This window comes from Massilia psychrophila, assembly GCF_002760665.1.
GTDB lineage: Bacteria > Pseudomonadota > Gammaproteobacteria > Burkholderiales > Burkholderiaceae_D > JAFCUW01.
The window spans coordinates 98,014-116,427 of sequence record NZ_PDOB01000001.1; the positions used below are offsets into that span (position 1 = coordinate 98,014).

Sequence of the window (18,414 nt, forward strand, 5' to 3'; positions counted from 1 at the left end):
GCACGGCAGCCGGGTTGTCGATCTGCGCTGCGCGGTCCTGGCCTGGCCTTGAAGGAAGATGAACCAGTATAATGTTCGGTTCAACTCCACTTCCTGCCCTTTGACCATCATGCAAGATAAATATAGTCCCGCCGACGTCGAACAAGCCGCCCAATTGCACTGGAAGGCGATCGATGCCTACAAGGCGGTGGAAAACGACCCACGTTTCCCAAAAGGCAAGTATTACGCTTGCTCGATGCTGCCTTACCCGTCGGGCAAGCTGCACATGGGCCACGTGCGCAACTATACGATCAACGACGTGATGTACCGCTATCTGCGCATGAACGGCTACAACGTGCTGATGCCGATGGGCTGGGATGCGTTCGGCATGCCGGCGGAAAACGCCGCAATGGCCAACAACGTGCCGCCGGCACAGTGGACCTACGCCAACATCGCCCACATGCGCGAGCAGATGGAATCGATGGGCCTGGCGATCGACTGGTCGCGCGAGATGACTGCCTGCAAGCCGGAATACTACAAGTGGAACCAGTGGATGTTCCTCAAGATGCTCGAAAAGGGCATCATCTACAAAAAAACCGGTACCGTGAACTGGGACCCGATCGACCAGACCGTGCTGGCCAATGAGCAAGTCGTCGATGGCCGCGGCTGGCGTTCCGGCGCGCTGATCGAAAAGCGCGAAATTCCGATGTACTACGCCCGCATCACCGACTACGCCGACGAGTTGCTCGATTATGTCGACAACAAGCTGCCGGGCTGGCCCGAGCGCGTGCGCGTCATGCAGGCCAACTGGATCGGCAAGTCGGCCGGCGTGCGCTTCGCCTTCCCGCACACCATCCGGGATGCCGCCGGCGAGTTGATCGGCGACGGCAAGATGCATGTCTTTACTACCCGCGTCGACACCATCCTGGGCGTGACGTTCTGCGCCGTGGCGCCGGAACACGCGCTGGCCGCGCATGCCGCGCAGACCAACCCGGACTTGGCCGCCTTCATCGCCGAGTGCAAGCTGGGCAGCGTGATCGAAGCGGACATGGCGACGATGGAAAAGAAGGGCATGCCGACAGGGCTGTTCGTCACCCATCCTTTGAGCGGCGACCAAATCGAAGTCTGGGTCGGCAATTACGTCTTGATCACCTACGGCGACGGCGCCGTGATGGGCGTGCCGGCCCACGACGAGCGCGATTTCGCCTTTGCCACCAAGTACCGGCTGCCGATCAGGCAGGTGGTGGCCGTCGCCGGCAAGGAGTTTTCACTGGCGCTCTGGCAGGAATGGTATGGCGACAAGCAACATGGCGTGATGGTTAATTCGGGCAAGTATGATGGCCTCGACTACATTGCCGCCGTCCACGCCATCGCCGGCGACCTCGCCGCCCTCGGCCTGGGCGAAAAGAAAGTCACTTTCCGCCTGCGCGACTGGGGCATCTCGCGCCAGCGCTACTGGGGCACGCCGATCCCGATGATCCACTGCGCCGATTGCGGCACCGTGCCGGTGCCCGAAAAAGACCTGCCGGTGGTGCTGCCCGAGCACCTGGTCCCCGACGGCAGCGGCAACCCGCTCAACAAGGACGAAGCGTTTCTGGCGTGCGATTGCCCGCAATGCGGCAAACCGGCGCGGCGCGAAACCGACACCATGGACACCTTCGTCGATTCGTCGTGGTACTACATGCGCTACACGTCGCCAGGTTCGGTTGATGCGATGGTCGACGCGCGCAACGATTACTGGATGCCGATGGACCAGTACATCGGCGGCATCGAGCACGCCGTCATGCACCTGCTGTATGCGCGCTTCTGGACCAAGATCATGCGCGACCTTGGCCTGATCAAGTTCGACGAGCCGTTCGTCAACCTGCTCACCCAGGGCATGGTGCTCAACGAGACGTACTACCGCGAAGACGAAGCCGGTAAAAAAACCTGGTTCAACCCGGCCGACATCGACCTGACGCTGGACGACAAGGGCCGCCCGCAAGGCGCGCTGCTCAAGGCCGACTGTCAGAAAGTGGAAATCGGCGGCACCGAAAAGATGTCGAAGTCGAAGAACAACGGCATCGACCCGCAGGCGCAGATCGGCCAGTACGGCGCCGACACCGCGCGCTTGTTTACCATGTTCGCCTCGCCCCCGGAGCAGACGCTCGAGTGGTCCGACAGCGGCGTCGAAGGCGCCAGCCGCTTCCTGCGCCGGGTGTGGGCATTTGCCTTCGCGCAGTCGCCGCGCATCGCCTCGGAACTGGCCGATCCGTCAAAGGACGGCTTGAACGAAGCGCAGAAAACGCTGCGCCGCGAACTGCACAAAATCCTGCAGCAGGCCGACTATGACTTGAAACGCATCCAGTACAACACGGTGGTGTCGGCCTGCATGAAGATGCTCAACACGATGGAGTCCGCCAAACTTGACGCCGGCGCGGCGTCGGATGCGGTCATCGCCGAAGGCCTGTCGATCTTCCTGCGCGTGCTCAACCCGATAGCACCGCACATCACCCACGTGCTGTGGGAAGAGCTCGGTTACAGCGCCGTCCATGGCGACATCCTGAACGCTCCATGGCCGCAAGTCGACCCGCAGGCTTTGGTGCAGGCCGAGATCGAGATGATGATCCAGGTGAACGGCAAGCTGCGCGGCTCGATCATGGTCGCCAGGGACGCCGACAAGGCGGCGATCGAAGCGCAGGCGCTGGCCTGCGAGGCGGTCAAAAAATACATCGAGACGGCGCCGAAAAAGGTGATCGTCGTGCCCGGCAAGTTGATCAGCATCGTGGTGTAAGCGATGACTATTTTGCCAACCTCGATTGTGCGCGCCGGCGCCCTGTTTTTTGGCCCCCTGTTGCTGGCGCTGGCCTTGTCGAGCTGCGGCTTTCAGCTGCGCGGCTCGAACGGCCAGTACCACATGCCGTTCCAGAGCATCTACCTGGGTTTTTCCGAGACCTCGCCGCTCGGCGTCGAACTACGGCGCAACCTGCGCGGCGGCGATGCGGTCGTGGTCGCCGATCCGGCCAAGGCCGACGCCAAGCTCGACGTACTGTCGGAAACGCGCGGCAAGGCGATCCTGTCGCTCAACAGCCAGGGCCGGGTGCGCGAATACCTGCTGACCTATACGCTGGTGTTTCGCGTGCGCGACGCCAAGGACGCCGAAATGCTCGGCGCCACCGAGATCAGTTTGAAGCGCTCGATCGCTTTCAACGAGACCCAGGTGCTGGCGAAGGAATCCGAAGAAGCGCTGCTGTACCGCGACATGCAGTCCGACCTGGTCCAGCAGATCCTGCGCCGCCTGGCCGCCATCAAGCGCGTGTAAGGATTACCGATGCAATTGCGCGTTGATGGACTCGAAGCTCACCTCGCCAGGACGATCGCGCCGCTGTACGTGATCACCAGCGACGAGCATTTGCTGGCGCTGGAGGCGGCCGACAAGATCCGCCGCGCCGCCCGCGCCAACGGCTACTCGGAGCGCGACGTCCTTACCGTCGAGCGCAATTTCAAGTGGGGCGAGCTGCTGGCGGCGAACCAGGCGATGTCGCTGTTCGGCGACAAGAAACTGATCGAGCTGCGCATCCCGACCGGCAAACCGGGCAAGGACGGCGGCGCTGCGCTGCAAAGCTACGCCAAGGACCTCAGCCCCGACAACCTGACCCTGATCACGCTGCCCAAGCTGGACTGGCAGACCGCCAAGGCGGCCTGGGTTGCCAGCCTGCAGCAGGGCGCCGTGTACATCGAGATCCCAAGCATCGAGCGCGCCGCGCTGCCGGGCTGGATCGGTGTGCGCCTCGCCGCGCAAGGCCAGAGCGTGGACCGCCCGGGTCTTGACTTCATCGCCGACCGGGTCGAAGGCAACCTGCTGGCGGCGCACCAGGAAATCCTCAAGCTCGGCTTGTTGCACGACGCCGGCAAACTGACGTTCGAGCAGGTCCAGGACGCGGTGCTGAACGTGGCGCGCTACGACGTCTTCAAGCTGTCCGAGGCAATGCTGGCCGGGGATACCGCGCGCCTGGTGCGCATGCTCGAAGGCTTGAAGGGCGAGGGCGAGGCGCTGCCGCTGGTACTGTGGGCGGTGGCCGACGAAATCCGCACGCTGTTGAAACTGAAAGCGGCGACGGCGAACGGCCGCCCGCTTGGCGAAGTGCTCAAGGAATACCGCATCTGGGGCGCCAAAGAACGCCTGATGGCGCCGGCGCTGCGCCGCATCGCGCTGGAGACGCTGGAACAAGGCTTGCAGGACGCCGCCCAGGTCGACAAGATGATCAAGGGATTGCGCGCCAAAGATTTTGCCGGCGACGCATGGGACGCCATGCTGCAGCTGGCATTAAAGGTGGCGCGCTAAGCCAGTCCGAATCAACATGAAAATGACAACCATGAACATCGCTGAATACATGCAACAGGTAGGGCTCCAGGCACGCAGTGCGGCGCGCGCGATGGCGCGCGCCGACACCGCCACCCGCAACCGCGCGCTGCTCTTGATCGCCGACGCGGTCAAACGCGATGCCGCCCTGCTGCGCGCGGCCAACCGGCTCGACCTCGATGCCGCCGGCGCGGCCGGCCTGGCGCCGGCGCTGGTCGAGCGCCTCGAGCTGTCGGAATCGGCCATCGCCACCATGGTCGAGGGGCTGCGCCAGATGGTCGCGCTGGCCGACCCGATCGGCGAGATTTCCAACATGAAGTTTCGTCCGAGCGGCATCCAGGTCGGCCAGATGCGGGTGCCGCTGGGCGTCATCGGCATCATCTACGAAGCGCGGCCCAACGTCACGGTCGACGCGGCGGGCCTGTGCATCAAGAGCGGCAACGCCGCCATCCTGCGCGGCGGCTCGGAAGCGATCCACTGCAACCGGGCGCTGGCCGCCATCGTCGCCGAAGGATTGCTTGGCGCCGGCCTGCCGGCGCACGGCGTGCAGGTCGTCGACACGGTCGACCGCGCCGCCGTCGGCGCCATGATCACCATGCCGCAATACATCGACGTCATCGTGCCGCGCGGCGGCAAAGGCCTTATTGCGCGCCTGATCGAAGAAGCGACAGTACCGATGATCAAGCACCTCGACGGCATCTGCCACGTCTACATCGACGCCAAGGCCGACCTGGCGAAAGCACTGCCGATCGCGTTCAACGCCAAGTGCCACCGCTACGGCACCTGCAACACGATGGAAACATTGTTGGTCGGGCGCGCCATTGCCGCCACCGTGCTGCCACAACTGGCCGCGCTGTACCTGGAAAAACAGGTCGAGCTGCGCGCCGACCCGGAAGCGTTCGCGCTGCTGGCCGCGGCGGCCTACCCGCACCTGGCCGCCGCCACCCTTGACGACTGGAGTACCGAATATCTGGGACCGATCCTGGCCGTCAAAGTGGTGGCCGGCATCGACGAAGCAATCGAGCATATCAACACCTGGTCGTCGCACCACACCGACGCCATCGTCACCGAAGACTACAGCGACGCCTTGCGCTTCCTGCGCGAAGTCGATTCGGCCTCGGTGATGGTGAACGCCTCGACCCGCTTCGCCGACGGTTTCGAATATGGCCTCGGCGCCGAAATTGGCATCTCGAACGACAAGCTGCACGCGCGCGGCCCGGTCGGGCTGGAAGGGCTAACATCATTGAAGTACGTCGTGTTCGGACACGGCGAAATACGCAGCTAAAATTGAACGGAACCCCCCATGCTCTGGATTAAAGCGTTTCATATTGTCTTCATCGCCTCCTGGTTTGCCGGCCTGTTTTATTTGCCGCGCATCTTCGTCAACCTGGCGCAGGAAACCGAGGCCAATGCCACCGCGCGCTTGCTGCTGATGGCGCGCAAGCTTTACCGCTTCACCACGATCCTGATGTTTCCGGCGCTCGCGTTCGGCATCTGGCTGTGGCTCGGCTACGGTTTCAAGGGCGGCTGGCTGCACGCCAAGCTGGTGCTGGTGATCGTGACGATCGGCTACCATCACGCGTGCGGCTCGGTGCTGAAGAAATTTGAAAACGGCGCCAACCGCCGCACCCACACGTGGTACCGCTGGTTCAACGAAGCGCCGGTCGTGCTGCTGCTCGCGATCACGATCCTGGTTGTCGTCAAACCTTTCTGATGGAGTTCGAATGAGCAAAACCATTGAATACTTCCTGACCCCGCATTCGCCCTGGACCTACCTCGGCCACGATCGCCTCGTCGCGCTGGCAAAGGCGGCCGGCGCTCACGTCGACATCAAGCCGTTTGACCTGGGCAAGGTGTTCGGCGCCTCCGGCGGGCTGCCGCTGGCCAAGCGCGCGCCGCAGCGCCAGGCCTACCGCCTGCTCGAACTGGCGCGCTGGTCGCAGCAGCTCGGCCTGCCGTTGAACCCGCAGCCGACCTTCTTCCCGATCCCGCCGGACGCTGCTGCCAAACTGATCATCGCCGCCCGCACCAGCCTGGGCGCTGAAGCCGCGCTGGAACTCGCCGGCGCCGTCATGCGCGCGCTGTGGGCCGCCGACAAGAACATCGCCGACGGCGACACCCTGGCGCAAGTGGCGAGCAACTGCGGCTTCGACGGCCGCATGCTGGTGAAGTCGGCGCAGACCGCCGGCGTGCAGGAACAGTACGAGCGCAATACCGACGACGCCATGGCCGCCAACGTGTTCGGCGCCCCGTGGTACGTCGTCGACGGCGTCGGCTTCTGGGGCCAGGACCGGCTCGATTTCGTCGAGCGTGCGCTGGCCAAAGCAGTATAGAATTGCCCGCTTCAATCATTCGGGCGGACGCTGGCGTTCACCCATACGACTCATTTTTTTAACGGATAAAAGGACCCCCTGATGGCTTCATATTTCTGTCCCTGCCCGCGCGGCATGGAAGCGGCGCTGGCCGAAGAACTGGGCGAAATCGCCTTGCAAAGCACCACCATGAAAGTTCACAACCAAGTGCCGGGCGGGGTTCACTGCTCCGGTCACCTGCTTGATTCCTACCTGGTCAACCTGCACTCGCGCATCGCCTCGCGCGTGCTGATGCGCATCGCCCACGCGAGCTACGCCAACGAGAACGACATCTACGACCTGACGCTGGCGCAGCCGTGGGAAGACTGGTTCGGCGTCGACCATACGATCCGGGTCGACGTCACCGCCATCAAGTCGCCGCTGCGCAGCCTCGAATTCACCACCCTCAAAATCAAGGACGCGGTGTGCGACCGTTTCCGCGACCTGGTCGGCAAGCGGCCGTCGGTCAACACGGGTGAACCGGACATCCGCATCGTCGGCTTCCTCGACCAGCGCAACTTTACGGTCTACCTCGACACTTCGGGCGAAGCGCTGTTCAAGCGCGGCTGGCGCGAGGAGACCGGCGACGCGCCGCTGCGCGAAAACCTCGCCGCCGGCATGCTGCGGGTAGCGGGCTGGAAACCGGGAACGGTGCTGTTCGACCCGATGTGCGGCTCCGGCACCATCCTGATCGAAGCGGCCCAGATCGTCCAGGGAACACCGCCCGGCATGCGGCGCAGCTTCGCCTTCGAAAAATTCAACGGTTTTGTAGCCGCCCCGTGGCAGGCGATGAAGGCCGCCGTCAAGCCGAACGTGCTGCCCCTTGAGCCCACCATTTTCGGCAGCGACATTTCGGGCGACATGATCGAAATGACCCGCCATAACCTGCGCATTGCTGGCATCACGTTCGAGGTGCCGCTCAAGCAGATCGAGGCGCAGGAAGTCAAACCGCCGACGGCGCAGCCGGGCATCCTGCTGACCAACCCGCCGTACGGCGAGCGGATCGGCGTGCGCGGCGACTCCACCATGCCGGCCGACGAGATGAGCGTGTCGTTCTACGCCGCCCTCGGCACCACGCTCAAGCAGCGTTTCGCCGGCTGGACCGTGTTCCTGTTCACCGCCGACCTGACTTTACCGAAGCTGCTGCGCCTGAAAGAAGCGCGCAAGACGCCGTTTTTTAATGGCGCCCTCGAATGCCGGCTATTCCGCTTCGACATGGTGGCCGGCTACAACCGCCGCGAGGAAGCCAAGCCCAAGCAGGTGTAAGCACGTGTTCCCGCAACCGCCGCCGCCCGACCTGCCGTCCGACCCGGTGGTGCCGGTGCCGCTGCCCCCAAGCCACAGGACCGCGCTGCTAAGCGCCGGGGCGCTGGCGGCGCTGCTTGCCTCGCTGTCGATGCTGGGACCGTTCTCGATCGACGCCTACCTGCCGGCCTTCCCCAACATCCAGGCCGATCTGAACGCCAGCGCGATCGAGGTGCAGCAAACCCTGACCGCCTACATGCTGGCGTTCTCCGGCATGGTGCTGTGGCACGGCGCGCTGTCGGACGCTTTCGGGCGCCGCAACATCGTCTTGTGCGCGCTGGTGGTGTTTGCCGTCGGCACCTTCGGCTGCGCCGCCTCGCACTCGGTGCACTACCTGTGGATATTTCGCATCCTGCAAGGCATGTCGGCCGGCGCCGGCACCGTCGTCGGGCGCGCCATCATCCGCGACCTGTATTCGGATGCGGCGGCGGCGCGCCTGCTGTCGATGGTGACAATGATTTTTTCGATCGCGCCGGCCATCGCGCCGGTGCTGGGCGGCTGGATCGTCAAATTGTTCGACTGGCGCACCATCTTCCTGTTCCTGCTGGTGTACAGCGTGCTGCTGTTCGCCGTCTGCTACCGCTATCTGCCGGAGACGCTGCCGCCCGACAAACGCCAGCCGTTCAACCCCGGCTACCTGGCCAAGAATTACGGCGACATCTTCCGCTCGCCGCTGTTTCACATGAAGGCGGGCATCGTTGCCTGCAACTTCGCCGGCCTGTTCCTGTTCATCACGGCGGCGCCCGTGATGCTGCCGGTGCACCTGCTTCTCGGTCCCGACGAGTTCGCGTGGCTGTTCGTGCCGACCGTCTCCGGCATTTTTCTCGGCGCGCTGACAGCCAACCGTTTCGCCGGTCGCATGACGTTCGCGCGCCAGATCGGCATCGGCTTTTGCTTCCAGATCGCCGCCGCCGCGGCCAATGTCGCGTACCACCTGTTTTACCCGCCGGCGCTTCCCTGGTCGGTGCTGCCGATGTTCTTCTACACCTTCGGCATGTCGATCATCGCCCCCGGCGCCACCTTGCTCACGCTCGACCTGTTCCCGCACATCCGCGGCACGGTCGCCTCCTGCCAGTCGTTCGCCCAGACCTTGCTGGGCGCCCTGGTGGCCGGCGTGATCGCGCCGTTCCTGTCGCATTCGGTGCTGTGGCTGGCGCTCGGCCAGCTCGGCTTTGGTCTTGCCGCCCTGGCACTATGGTTTATGTCGAGGCAATATCGGCGCATTTTGTCAAATCAAGCCGGCAGATAACATCGTTTGACTGTGGCAAACTTGGAAATTTTTCCGGGAATTATTGTTCCCAACGGGAAATCTCGTATATTTATGCTAAGACCACCGCCTTAAATGCCTGGACAGAGCCCAAAACCTTGCTCTGTGCGTTGCTTGAAAAAATAAGTCGTGGCTGCCTAGCCCCTGAGCGCCACCTGGAACCCATCGATCAATTGGCGGCCGTGCCCGAGACCATGCATCAATCAGACCATGATATTCGCAATCGACTGCTGATTGCCCGTCTGCCGGCGATGCCGCAGATACTCATCAAGTTGATCGAGCACTTGCAGGCCGACGACCTCGGCATGCCTGAGCTGGCCGCGCTCATTTCGAACGATGCCGGCATGACCAGCAAAATCCTGGCGGTGGCCAACAGCTCGGCTTACCATCGCGCCAGCCGCGCCATCTGCCTCGAGCAGTCGCTGGCCGCCCTCGGCACCGACATGATCAAGACGCTGGTCATCAGCGAAGCGGTGTTCCAGACCTTTAATAACTTTCCTCATTCGGGCAGCACCGACCTGCGCGCGTTCTGGAAAAATTCGCTTACCGCCGCCGTCGTCGCGCGCCAGCTGGCCAAGCGGATGGAATACCCGCACCTCGAGGAAGCTTACTTGGCCGGCCTGTTGCACAATGTCGGCCGCCTGGCGTTGCTGGCCACCGCGCCGAAAGAATACACCTTCAATTTTACCGCGCGCGACGACGAAGACCTGTGCGCGGTCGAGCAGCGCACCATGCAGATCACCCACGCCGAAGCAGGCGCCTGGCTGATCGAGCGCTGGCACCTCGATTCCTTCCTGGCCGACTCCGTGCTGTATCACCATGAGCCGAGCGCGCGCCTCGAGTCGAGCCACCCGTTGATCCGCATCGTGCGCCTGGCGCACCTGATGTCGTGCCATGGGTTGACCGGGGAAGCGGGCCACGACACGGACGCCGACGCCATCGCTGACGCCTCCCGGATATGCGGCGTCGAGCTGGCCGATGTCGACGCTGTGAAAGCGGCCGCCATGCGCCAGGTCGAGAAGTCGGCCGCCCACCTCGGCATCGACCTGGCCGGCGCCGACGACATCCCGAGCCCGGCGGCGTATGCACCGCCGGCACCAGTCGACCCGGTGCGCCAGCGCCTGTCCGAGGAAGTGCGCAACCTGGTGCTGGTGTCGGAAGTGGGTCAGGGCTTCGCCCGCCAGCAGGGCGAAAGCGGCCTGCTCGAATCGATGGTGCGCTCGGCGCGCATCCTGTTCGACTTCGACAATACCGTCATCCTGCTGGAAAACCCGACCGGCCACGCGCTGGTCGGCATGCCGACCGCCGAGCAGCAGCGCATCGCCGAGTTCTCGATTCCGCTCAACCGCGGCGGCGTCGTCGCCCAGGCCGCCCTCGATCGCAAGCTGGCCTTCGTCAAGCGCGATGGGCAATCGCTCGGGCTGGCCGAAGAACAGCTGTTTCGCCTGCTCGGCACCGACAGCCTGGTGTGCGTGCCGTTGGTCGCCGGCGGGCGTAGCCTTGGCGTGATGATCGGCGGCCTAGCAGCGTGGCAGGTGCCGGCCTGCATGAAGCGCGAGCGCTTCATGCAGGCGTTCGGCGTCCAGGCTGCGGGCGCGCTCGAAACGGCGCTGTCCGAGCGCGGCAACGCGCGCCGCCAGCTGGCCCACGTCGCCGAAGAATACCGCGAAGCGTCGCGCCGGGTGGTGCACGAAGTGAACAACCCGCTGTCGATCATCAAGAATTATTTGAGCGTCTTGGACGGCAAGCTGGCCAAGCGCGAACCGGCGGCCGGCGAGATGTCGATCCTGAACGAGGAAATCGACCGCGTCGGCCAGCTGATCAACGGCCTGGCCGACCTGCAGCCGTCCGGATCGCAGCGTGCCACCAACGCCACCAACGTCGCGCGCGTCGTCGACGATGTGCTGCGCCTGTTCCGCGCCACCGAGTTCGTGCCGCCGGCGGTGCAGATCGTCACCAGCATGGTGGACGCCGCCGCCGAGATCGAGGGCGACGCCGACATCCTCAAGCAGATCCTGGTCAACCTGGTCAAAAATGCGGTCGAGGCGCTTGGCCCGAGCGGGCGCATCGACATCGGCAACCGCCGCCACGTCAACCGTGAACGCTCACTGTACGTCGAGCTGGTGGTCAGCGACAACGGTCCGGGCCTGGCGCCGGAAGTGCTGGCCAACCTGTTTTCGGCGGTGCGCAGCACCAAGGACGGCGCCCACCGCGGCCTCGGCCTGTCGATCGTGCACGGCCTGGTCAAGAAGCTCGGCGGGCAGATTACCTGCCGCAGCGGCCGCACCGGCACGACGTTTGAAATTTTGCTGCCGGCGGCGGCGGGTGGGGCAAGCTTGGTGGGCATGGCTACCGGCGCCAAAGCCCGGGCGATGGACTCAATTTAAAGGTGATGATGAACGCAACCGCAGCCTTCGCAACCATGGCTTCCGACAACGTCCACGAGACAGCGCCGGTTCAAGCCCCTGCCCAGGCCTCCCACTTCGAATCCGACAACCTGCCCCGCATCCTGCTGGTCGACGACGAGCCGCGCCTGCTGTCGTCGCTCTACGAACTGCTGCGCGACCGCGACTACCACCTGACGACCGCCGCCTGCGGCAGCGAGGCGCTAGCCCATCTGGGGCGCATGAAGTTCGACCTGGTGCTGCTCGATTTGCGCTTGCCCGACATGAGCGGGCACGACATCATGGACTTCATCAACGACAGCGGCATCGAAACCGATGTCATCGTGATGAGCGGCGAAGTGGGCATCGACGCGGCGATCGGCGCCCTCAAGCGCGGCGCCTACGATTACCTGCGCAAGCCCTACAGCCGCGAAGAGCTGCTCAAGACGGTCGCCAACGCGCTGCAGCAGCGCCGCCTGGAACTGGCCAACCTGCGCATCGCCTCGCAGCTCGAGAACTCGGAAAAGCTGTACCGCTACCTGGTCGACAGTTCGCCCGACATCATCTACACGCTCAACCATGAAGGCCGCTTCACGTTCATCAACGACCGCGCCTACCAGTTGCTGGGATTCGCGCGCGAAGACCTGATCGGCAAGCACTACTCGGTCATGGTGCACGAGGAAGACCTCGAGCGCGCGCGCTACGTGTTCAACGAGCGCCGCGTCGACGAGCGCGCCTCGCGCAACGTCGAGCTGCGTTTGCGCTGCCACGCCAGCGGCAACGCCGACCGCACGTTCAACAATACCTTGATGACGATCTCGCTCAATTCGATCGGCATGCATGTGCCCGACCACGACGTCAAGAAGCTGGAGTTTTTCGGCACCTATGGCGTGGCGCGCGACATCACCGACCGCAAGCGGGCTGAAGAAGTCATTTCCTACCAGGCCTATCATGACATCCTGACCGACCTGCCGAACCGCATGCTGTTCAAGGACCGCCTCGGACTGGCCGTGATCCAGGCCAAGCGCAAGCTTACCGAGCTGGCCGTGATGTTCATCGACCTCGACCGCTTCAAGCTGGTCAACGACACGCTCGGCCACGTCAAGGGCGACGAACTGCTGCAGCAGGTGGCGGTGCGCCTGAAGGCTTGCCTGCGCCGCAGCGACACCCTGGCGCGCCAGGGCGGCGACGAATTCACCATCGTGCTGCCGGAGCTGCGCGACCGCGGCGATGCCAAGATCATCGCCGACAAGTTCCTCGAATGCCTGCACCAGCCGTTCGACCTTGATGGCCATGAAGTGCACATCTCGGCATCGATCGGCATCGCCATCTATCCGGGCGACGGCGAGTCGATCGACGAGCTGCTGCGCCACGCCGACATCGCCATGTACCAGGTCAAGGCGCTCGGCAAGAACGGCCACAGCTTCTATCACGATTCGATGCTCGACATCTCGCACCAGAAAATCGCGCTCGAGCAGAGCCTGCGCAAGGCGCTCGAACAGAACGAACTGGAGATGTACTACCAGCCGCAGATGGACGTCATCACCGGGCGCATCATCGGCGCCGAAGGCCTGATGCGCTGGAACCATCCGCAGCGCGGGTTGCTCAACGCCGGCGAGTTCCTGCCGTTCGCCGAAGACAATGGCCTGATGCTGCCGATCTCCGACTGGATGATCGGCGCGTTGTGCCGCGACCTGCTGCAATGGAACGCTTCCGGCGGTGAGGCGATCCGGCTGTCGCTGAACCTGTCGCCGCAATACCTCGACCGCGGCGATTTTTTCGAGAAGATGCGCGGCGCGCTGGTGCGCTACGGCATTTCGCCGGCCCAGATCGAGGTTGAGATCACCGAAAACATCTGCATCCGCAATCCGCAGTACGCGATCGAACAGCTCAATAAGCTGTGCCAGCTCGGCATCTCGGTGGCGATCGACGACTTCGGCACCGGCTATTCGTCGCTGTCCTACCTGCACCGCTTCCCGATCCACACCATCAAGATCGACCAGTCGTTCGTCAAGGAGATCCATGACGAGCACGGCCACTATCCGGTGATCCTGGCGATCATTTCGATCGCCCGCGGCCTCGGCCTGCACCTGATCGCCGAAGGGGTGGAAACCGACGTCCAGGCGCGCTACCTGAAGTCGAACGGTTGCCTGACGATGCAGGGCTACCTGTTCCACCGCCCGATCGCGCTGACCAACTTCATCAACCTGCTGCGCGAGCAGGATGCGGCCGGCGGTTCGGCTTTGCCGCTCACATCCGCCGTTGCGCACAACGCGCCGAACGTCGTGTCGATCCAGGCTTGACCCTGGCGCCGTGATGCCACCGCACCCGGCCCCAGCGCGCGCGTCCACCGGGAATTCGGCTGCGGGTTCAGCTTCACACACGGCTGCACACACGGCAGAATTCCTGCGCACCAAAGGGCTGGCCGAACGCGGTATCGCCAATGCCCAGCACAGCCTGGGCTTCATGTACGTCAACGGCCAGGGCGTGGCGCAAAACGACGAACTGGCCGTCGCCTGGTACCGCCTGGCGGCCACCTCCGGCGTCGAACAGGCCCAGTACAACCTCGGCGTGATGTACCAGAAGGGCCGGGGCGTCGGCCAGGATTATCAGCAGGCGGCAAACTGGTATCGCAAGGCCGCCGAGCAGGGTTACGCCGCGGCGCAATACAACCTTGGCTGGCTCTACGCGAAAGGCCAGGGCGTGGCGCAGGAACTGCGTCAGGCGATGCACTGGTTCAGCCAGGCCGCCGGCCAGGGCGATGCCGGCGCGCAGAACAACCTGGGCATGATGTACGACAGCGGCAAGGGCGTGGCGCAGGATTTCAGGCAGGCCATCGGCTGGTACCGCAAGGCCGCCGAGCAGGGATATGCGCGCGCGCAGTTCAACCTCGCCTTGCGCTACGATAACGGCCAGGGCGTGCAGCGCGACGCCCAGCAGGCGCTGTCTTGGTTCCGCAAAGCCGCCGAGCAGGGCTACGCGCCGGCCCAGTTCAACCTGGCGCTGCGCTACGAAAAAGGGCAGGACGTCGCCCAGGACGGTCCGAAGGCGATCGGCTGGTACCGCCGCGCGGCCGCGCAGGGCCACGCCAGTTCGCAGTTCAACCTTGGCCTCATATACGACAACGGCCAGGGCGTGCCGCGCGACGAAGCGACCGCGCTCGGCTGGTACCGCAAGGCCGCCGACCAGGGCCACGCCGGCGCCCAGGACAACCTCGGCCTGCGCCATGAGTTCGGCCAGGGCCTCGGCCAAAATTTCGCCGAGGCCGCGCAGTGGTACCGCAAGGCTGCCGAGCAAGGTTTCGCCAGCGCCCAATATCACCTGGCGCAGCTGCTCGATAGTGATAGCAGCAGCACCAGCACCAGCGGCGTCGAGGCCGACCCGGTGCAGGCCGTCGACTGGTACCGCAAGGCGGCCGAACAAGGCCACCTGCGGGCCCAGTTCGACCTCGCGCTGCGCTGCGAGAACGGCATCGGCGTGGCGCAAGATGACCAGGCGGCGATGGCGTGGTACTTGCGCGCCGCCGAACAGGATTACGCCGCCGCGCAATTCAAGGTCGGCGCCATGCTCGACGCCGGGGTTGATCCCAGCCCCGGCCCCGGCGTCGACCCCGCGCGTGCCAGCGCCGAAGCCTACGGCTGGTACCTGAAGGCGGCCGAGCGCGGCCACGCGATGGCGCAGTTCGCGCTCGGCCTGCGCCACGACAGCGGCCACGGCGTGCCGCAAGATTACGCCGCCGCCCATGACTGGTACCTGTGCGCCGCCCGCCAGGGCCATGCCCGCGCCCAGTTCAACGTCGGCCTGATGCAGCTTGGCGGCCAGGGCACGCACGCCGACCTGGTCGAAGCATCGCTGTGGCTCGAGCGCGCCGGGCAAGCCGGCATCGAGGCCGCCGCCCGCTACGTCAGGCGCGCCGCCGAACGCATGAACCCGGCGCAGCGCGCGCTGTTCGCGTCGCAGGCGGACCTGCCGCGCGCCGCTTGAATCACTTACTGCAAACCCGATTAATTTTTTTTATACGGAAACAGATGAAAATCAAGCTCCTGATGTCCCTCGCGTTCGGATTTTCGGTGGCCGCGCATGCGGCGCCGGCGGCGCCGATAAAATTCGACCGGACTGCCTACGCCATCGCGTATGAAAAATTTGTCCTGCCGAACGGCCTGACGCTGATCGTCCACCAGGACCACAGCGTGCCCGTGGTCGGCGTGAACCTGTGGTACCACGTCGGTTCGCGCAACGAAAAGCGCGGCAAGACCGGCTTTGCCCACTTGTTCGAGCACTTCTTTTTCAACGGCTCGGAGAACTACCCGCACGGCTTTCGCGAAGCGATGGACGACCTCGGCGCCAACAACCGCAACGGCACCACCAATACCGACCGCACCAATTTTTTCGAGGACGTGCCGGTGTCGGCGCTGGAGCGCACGCTGTTCCTCGAATCGGACCGCATGGGGTTCTTGGCCAACCATATTTCGAAGGAGATGCTCGAGCGCGAACGCGGCGTGGTGCAAAACGAAAAACGCCAGGGCGAGAACCAACCGTATGGCCGCGTGCGCAACGAAGTGAGCGCCAAGATGTATCCGTACTCGCACCCGTACTCATGGTCGACGATCGGCAGCATGGACGACCTGAACGCGGCGTCGCTGGACGACATCAAGGAGTGGTACCGCACTTATTATGGCCCGAACAACGCCGTCATCTCGCTGGCCGGCGACATCACGCCGCAAAAGGCGCTCGAACTGGTAACCAGGTATTTTGGGGCGATCCCGCCGGGCCCGCCGCTGCCGCGCACCGAGACCTGGATTCCCGCGTTGGAGCGCAACATCCGCGACGAAATGGAAGACCACGTGCCGCAGGTGCGTATCGCGCGCAGCTACCATACGGCAGCGTGGAAGGATGTGGAGGTGCGCCGGCTCGACCTGTTCGCCAACGTGCTGGCCGGTTCGAAGAGCGCGCACCTGGAGCGCCGCCTGGTCTACGAAAAAGGCATGGCGACAGCAGTCAGCGCTTCGATCAAGGATGGCGAACTGGCGGGCAGCTTCACCATTACGGTACTGGTCAAGCCGGGTGTCGATCCGCGCGCGGTCGAGCGCGAGGTCGACCTCGTATTGGCCGACCTGCTCGACAAGGGGCCGAGCGCGGCGGAACTGGCGCGCGTAAAAACGCGCAGCCTAGCCGATTTCTCGCGCGCCATCGAGCGTCTTGGCGGCATGGGCGGGCGCTCCGACATCCTCGCCGAGAGCGAGACGTACGGCGGCGCGCCAGATGCCTACCTCGGCCAGCTCGAACAAATGGCGAATGCCACGCCGGCCCAGGTCAAGGCCGCCGCCAACAAGTGGCTGCGCGCTAACCACTACACGATGACGGTCAAGCCGTTTGCCAGGCTGGCGGCGGCCGCTTCGACGTTGGACCGCAAGCAGTTGCCGGCACTGGGCGCCGCGCCCGACGTCAAGTTCCCGCACATTACGCGCGCCGAGCTGAAAAACGGCTTGAAAGTGATGCTGATCGAACGCCACACGGCGCCGATCGTCAATGTCGCGCTGGTGCTGGACGCCGGCGCCGCGTCCGACGCGCCGGGCGCAGCTGGCGTGGCATCGCTGGCGCTCGACCTGCTTGAGCAGGGCAGCAAGACGCGTACCGCCTTCCAGATGTCGGACGCGCTCGAGGCGTTTGGGGCGCGGATGAACACCGGCACGCTCGCCGACATGTCGCTGGTGCGGCTGCAATCGACGTCCGCCAACCTGGCGCCGTCGCTGGCGATCATGGCCGATGCCGCGCTCAACCCGGCCTTTGGCGCCGACCAGTTTGCGCTGCAAAAACAGCGCCGCCTAGCCCAGCTCGGCCAGGAGCGCGCCCAGCCAACCTCCCTCGCGCAGCGCCTGATGCCGGCACTGCTGTACGGCCCTTTACACGCCTACGGCCGGCCTGCCGCCGGCACCGAAAAAACCATCGGCGCCATCAAACGCGACGACCTGGCAGCGTGGCACGCGGCGTGGTTCAAGCCGGGCAGCGCTACCTTGGTCGTCACCGGCGACACCACCTTGGCAAAACTGATGCCGGCGCTCGAGGCCAGCTTCGGCGCATGGCGCGCCGGCAGCGCCCCGGCCAAAGACGGCGCCGCGGTGGCGACAACTGCCGGTGCGAAAATCTATCTGGTCGACAAGCCGGACGCGCCGCAGTCGACCATCGTCGCCGCCCACCTCTCGCAGCAGCAAGGCCAGCCGGAAGACCTGGCGATGGAACCGGTGATGCAAAATTTCGGCGGCATGGCGACTTCGCGCATGAACCGCAACCTGCGGCTCGACAAGCACTGGAGCTACGGCACCGCCGGCAGTTTGAGTACTACGCGCGGCCAGCGCGCCCTGATGGTGACGGCGCCGGTGCAGACCGACAAGACGCGCGAATCGATGCTGGAAGTGGCGAAGGAAATCCGCGGCGTGGCCGGCGAGCGTCCGCTGGTGGGCGCGGAGTACGCCAGTATCATGCGCAACATGAGTGCCCGCCTGGCCGGCCGTTTCGGCACCCTGGCCGCGCTCGAAGCGGCCGCGATCACCGCGATCAACCTGAAATTACCCGACCATTACTGGTCCGATTACGCCGGCAATATCCGCAACCTGTCCGAACCGCAACTGGCGACGGCGGCGCGCAAGTTTGTGCGGCCCGAGCAACTGACCTGGCTGGTGATCGGCGACCTGCGCAAGATCGAAAAAGGGGTGCGCGATTTGAACTGGGGCGAGGTGGTTGTCCTGGACGCTGAGGGAAATCCGCTCGCGCGCTGACTTGGTGTGC

The 18,414-nt window shown here is 64.6% G+C and carries 12 protein-coding genes; all 12 read left to right on the forward strand.

The window, feature by feature from the left end; all coding sequences use genetic code 11:
- Nucleotides 1–109: 109 nt before the first annotated feature.
- The 12 genes from leuS (at nucleotide 110) to CR103_RS00505 (ending at nucleotide 18,404) form a co-directional block, all read left to right on the forward strand.
- Entirely contained in the window at nucleotides 110–2,752 is a 2,643-nt protein-coding gene (leuS, locus tag CR103_RS00450) for a leucine--tRNA ligase (protein WP_099914296.1), read from the forward strand.
- A 3-nt stretch (nucleotides 2,753–2,755) separates the two neighbouring features.
- Nucleotides 2,756–3,280: an LPS-assembly lipoprotein LptE gene (locus CR103_RS00455; RefSeq protein WP_099914049.1), complete on the forward strand. Its 525-nt coding sequence runs from the start codon at nucleotides 2,756–2,758 to the stop codon at nucleotides 3,278–3,280.
- A 9-nt stretch (nucleotides 3,281–3,289) separates the two neighbouring features.
- Nucleotides 3,290–4,303 carry a DNA polymerase III subunit delta gene (gene holA, locus CR103_RS00460; protein WP_099914050.1) on the forward strand — a complete coding sequence of 338 codons (1,014 nt, stop codon included), beginning with the start codon at nucleotides 3,290–3,292 and terminating at the stop codon, nucleotides 4,301–4,303.
- A gap of 31 nt (nucleotides 4,304–4,334) precedes the next feature.
- Nucleotides 4,335–5,606 carry a glutamate-5-semialdehyde dehydrogenase gene (locus CR103_RS00465; RefSeq protein WP_099914297.1) on the forward strand — a complete coding sequence of 424 codons (1,272 nt, stop codon included), beginning with the start codon at nucleotides 4,335–4,337 and terminating at the stop codon, nucleotides 5,604–5,606.
- An 18-nt stretch (nucleotides 5,607–5,624) separates the two neighbouring features.
- Complete coding sequence (locus CR103_RS00470; RefSeq protein WP_099914051.1) at nucleotides 5,625–6,035, forward strand: CopD family protein; 411 nt, start codon at nucleotides 5,625–5,627, stop codon at nucleotides 6,033–6,035.
- Between the two features lie 10 nt (nucleotides 6,036–6,045).
- Nucleotides 6,046–6,654 (forward strand): 2-hydroxychromene-2-carboxylate isomerase, encoded by a 609-nt coding sequence (locus CR103_RS00475; RefSeq protein WP_099914052.1) that lies wholly within the window; start codon nucleotides 6,046–6,048, stop codon nucleotides 6,652–6,654.
- 81 nt (nucleotides 6,655–6,735) lie between these two features.
- Nucleotides 6,736–7,938: a THUMP domain-containing class I SAM-dependent RNA methyltransferase gene (locus CR103_RS00480; RefSeq protein ID WP_441293452.1), complete on the forward strand. Its 1,203-nt coding sequence runs from the start codon at nucleotides 6,736–6,738 to the stop codon at nucleotides 7,936–7,938.
- 4 nt (nucleotides 7,939–7,942) lie between these two features.
- The gene (locus CR103_RS00485) at nucleotides 7,943–9,226 is read left to right on the forward strand and encodes a multidrug effflux MFS transporter (RefSeq protein WP_229442552.1); all 1,284 of its coding nucleotides are present in this window, start codon (nucleotides 7,943–7,945) and stop codon (nucleotides 9,224–9,226) included.
- 212 nt (nucleotides 9,227–9,438) lie between these two features.
- A complete protein-coding gene (locus tag CR103_RS00490; RefSeq protein ID WP_180279227.1) occupies nucleotides 9,439–11,631 on the forward strand; it encodes an HDOD domain-containing protein in 2,193 nt (730 codons plus the stop codon).
- Nucleotides 11,632–11,636: 5 nt separating this feature from the next.
- Nucleotides 11,637–13,931: a putative bifunctional diguanylate cyclase/phosphodiesterase gene (locus tag CR103_RS00495; protein ID WP_370659402.1), complete on the forward strand. Its 2,295-nt coding sequence runs from the start codon at nucleotides 11,637–11,639 to the stop codon at nucleotides 13,929–13,931.
- Nucleotides 13,932–13,944: 13 nt separating this feature from the next.
- Entirely contained in the window at nucleotides 13,945–15,612 is a 1,668-nt protein-coding gene (locus CR103_RS00500) for a tetratricopeptide repeat protein (RefSeq protein WP_099914055.1), read from the forward strand.
- 44 nt (nucleotides 15,613–15,656) lie between these two features.
- Entirely contained in the window at nucleotides 15,657–18,404 is a 2,748-nt protein-coding gene (locus tag CR103_RS00505; RefSeq protein ID WP_099914056.1) for a M16 family metallopeptidase, read from the forward strand.
- The last annotated feature ends 10 nt before the right edge of the window (nucleotides 18,405–18,414 follow it).

What these genes read in the sequence shown, in the direction of transcription:
- leuS (WP_099914296.1), top strand. Translation starts at nt 110, where the DNA reads ATGCAAGATAAATATAGTCCCGCCGACGTCGAACAAGCCGCCCAATTG.
- CR103_RS00455 (WP_099914049.1), top strand. Translation starts at nt 2,756, where the DNA reads ATGACTATTTTGCCAACCTCGATTGTGCGCGCCGGCGCCCTGTTTTTT.
- holA (WP_099914050.1), top strand. Translation starts at nt 3,290, where the DNA reads ATGCAATTGCGCGTTGATGGACTCGAAGCTCACCTCGCCAGGACGATC.
- CR103_RS00465 (WP_099914297.1), top strand. Translation starts at nt 4,335, where the DNA reads ATGAACATCGCTGAATACATGCAACAGGTAGGGCTCCAGGCACGCAGT.
- CR103_RS00470 (WP_099914051.1), top strand. Translation starts at nt 5,625, where the DNA reads ATGCTCTGGATTAAAGCGTTTCATATTGTCTTCATCGCCTCCTGGTTT.
- CR103_RS00475 (WP_099914052.1), top strand. Translation starts at nt 6,046, where the DNA reads ATGAGCAAAACCATTGAATACTTCCTGACCCCGCATTCGCCCTGGACC.
- CR103_RS00480 (WP_441293452.1), top strand. Translation starts at nt 6,736, where the DNA reads ATGGCTTCATATTTCTGTCCCTGCCCGCGCGGCATGGAAGCGGCGCTG.
- CR103_RS00490 (WP_180279227.1), top strand. Translation starts at nt 9,439, where the DNA reads ATGCATCAATCAGACCATGATATTCGCAATCGACTGCTGATTGCCCGT.
- CR103_RS00495 (WP_370659402.1), top strand. Translation starts at nt 11,637, where the DNA reads ATGATGAACGCAACCGCAGCCTTCGCAACCATGGCTTCCGACAACGTC.
- CR103_RS00500 (WP_099914055.1), top strand. Translation starts at nt 13,945, where the DNA reads ATGCCACCGCACCCGGCCCCAGCGCGCGCGTCCACCGGGAATTCGGCT.
- CR103_RS00505 (WP_099914056.1), top strand. Translation starts at nt 15,657, where the DNA reads ATGAAAATCAAGCTCCTGATGTCCCTCGCGTTCGGATTTTCGGTGGCC.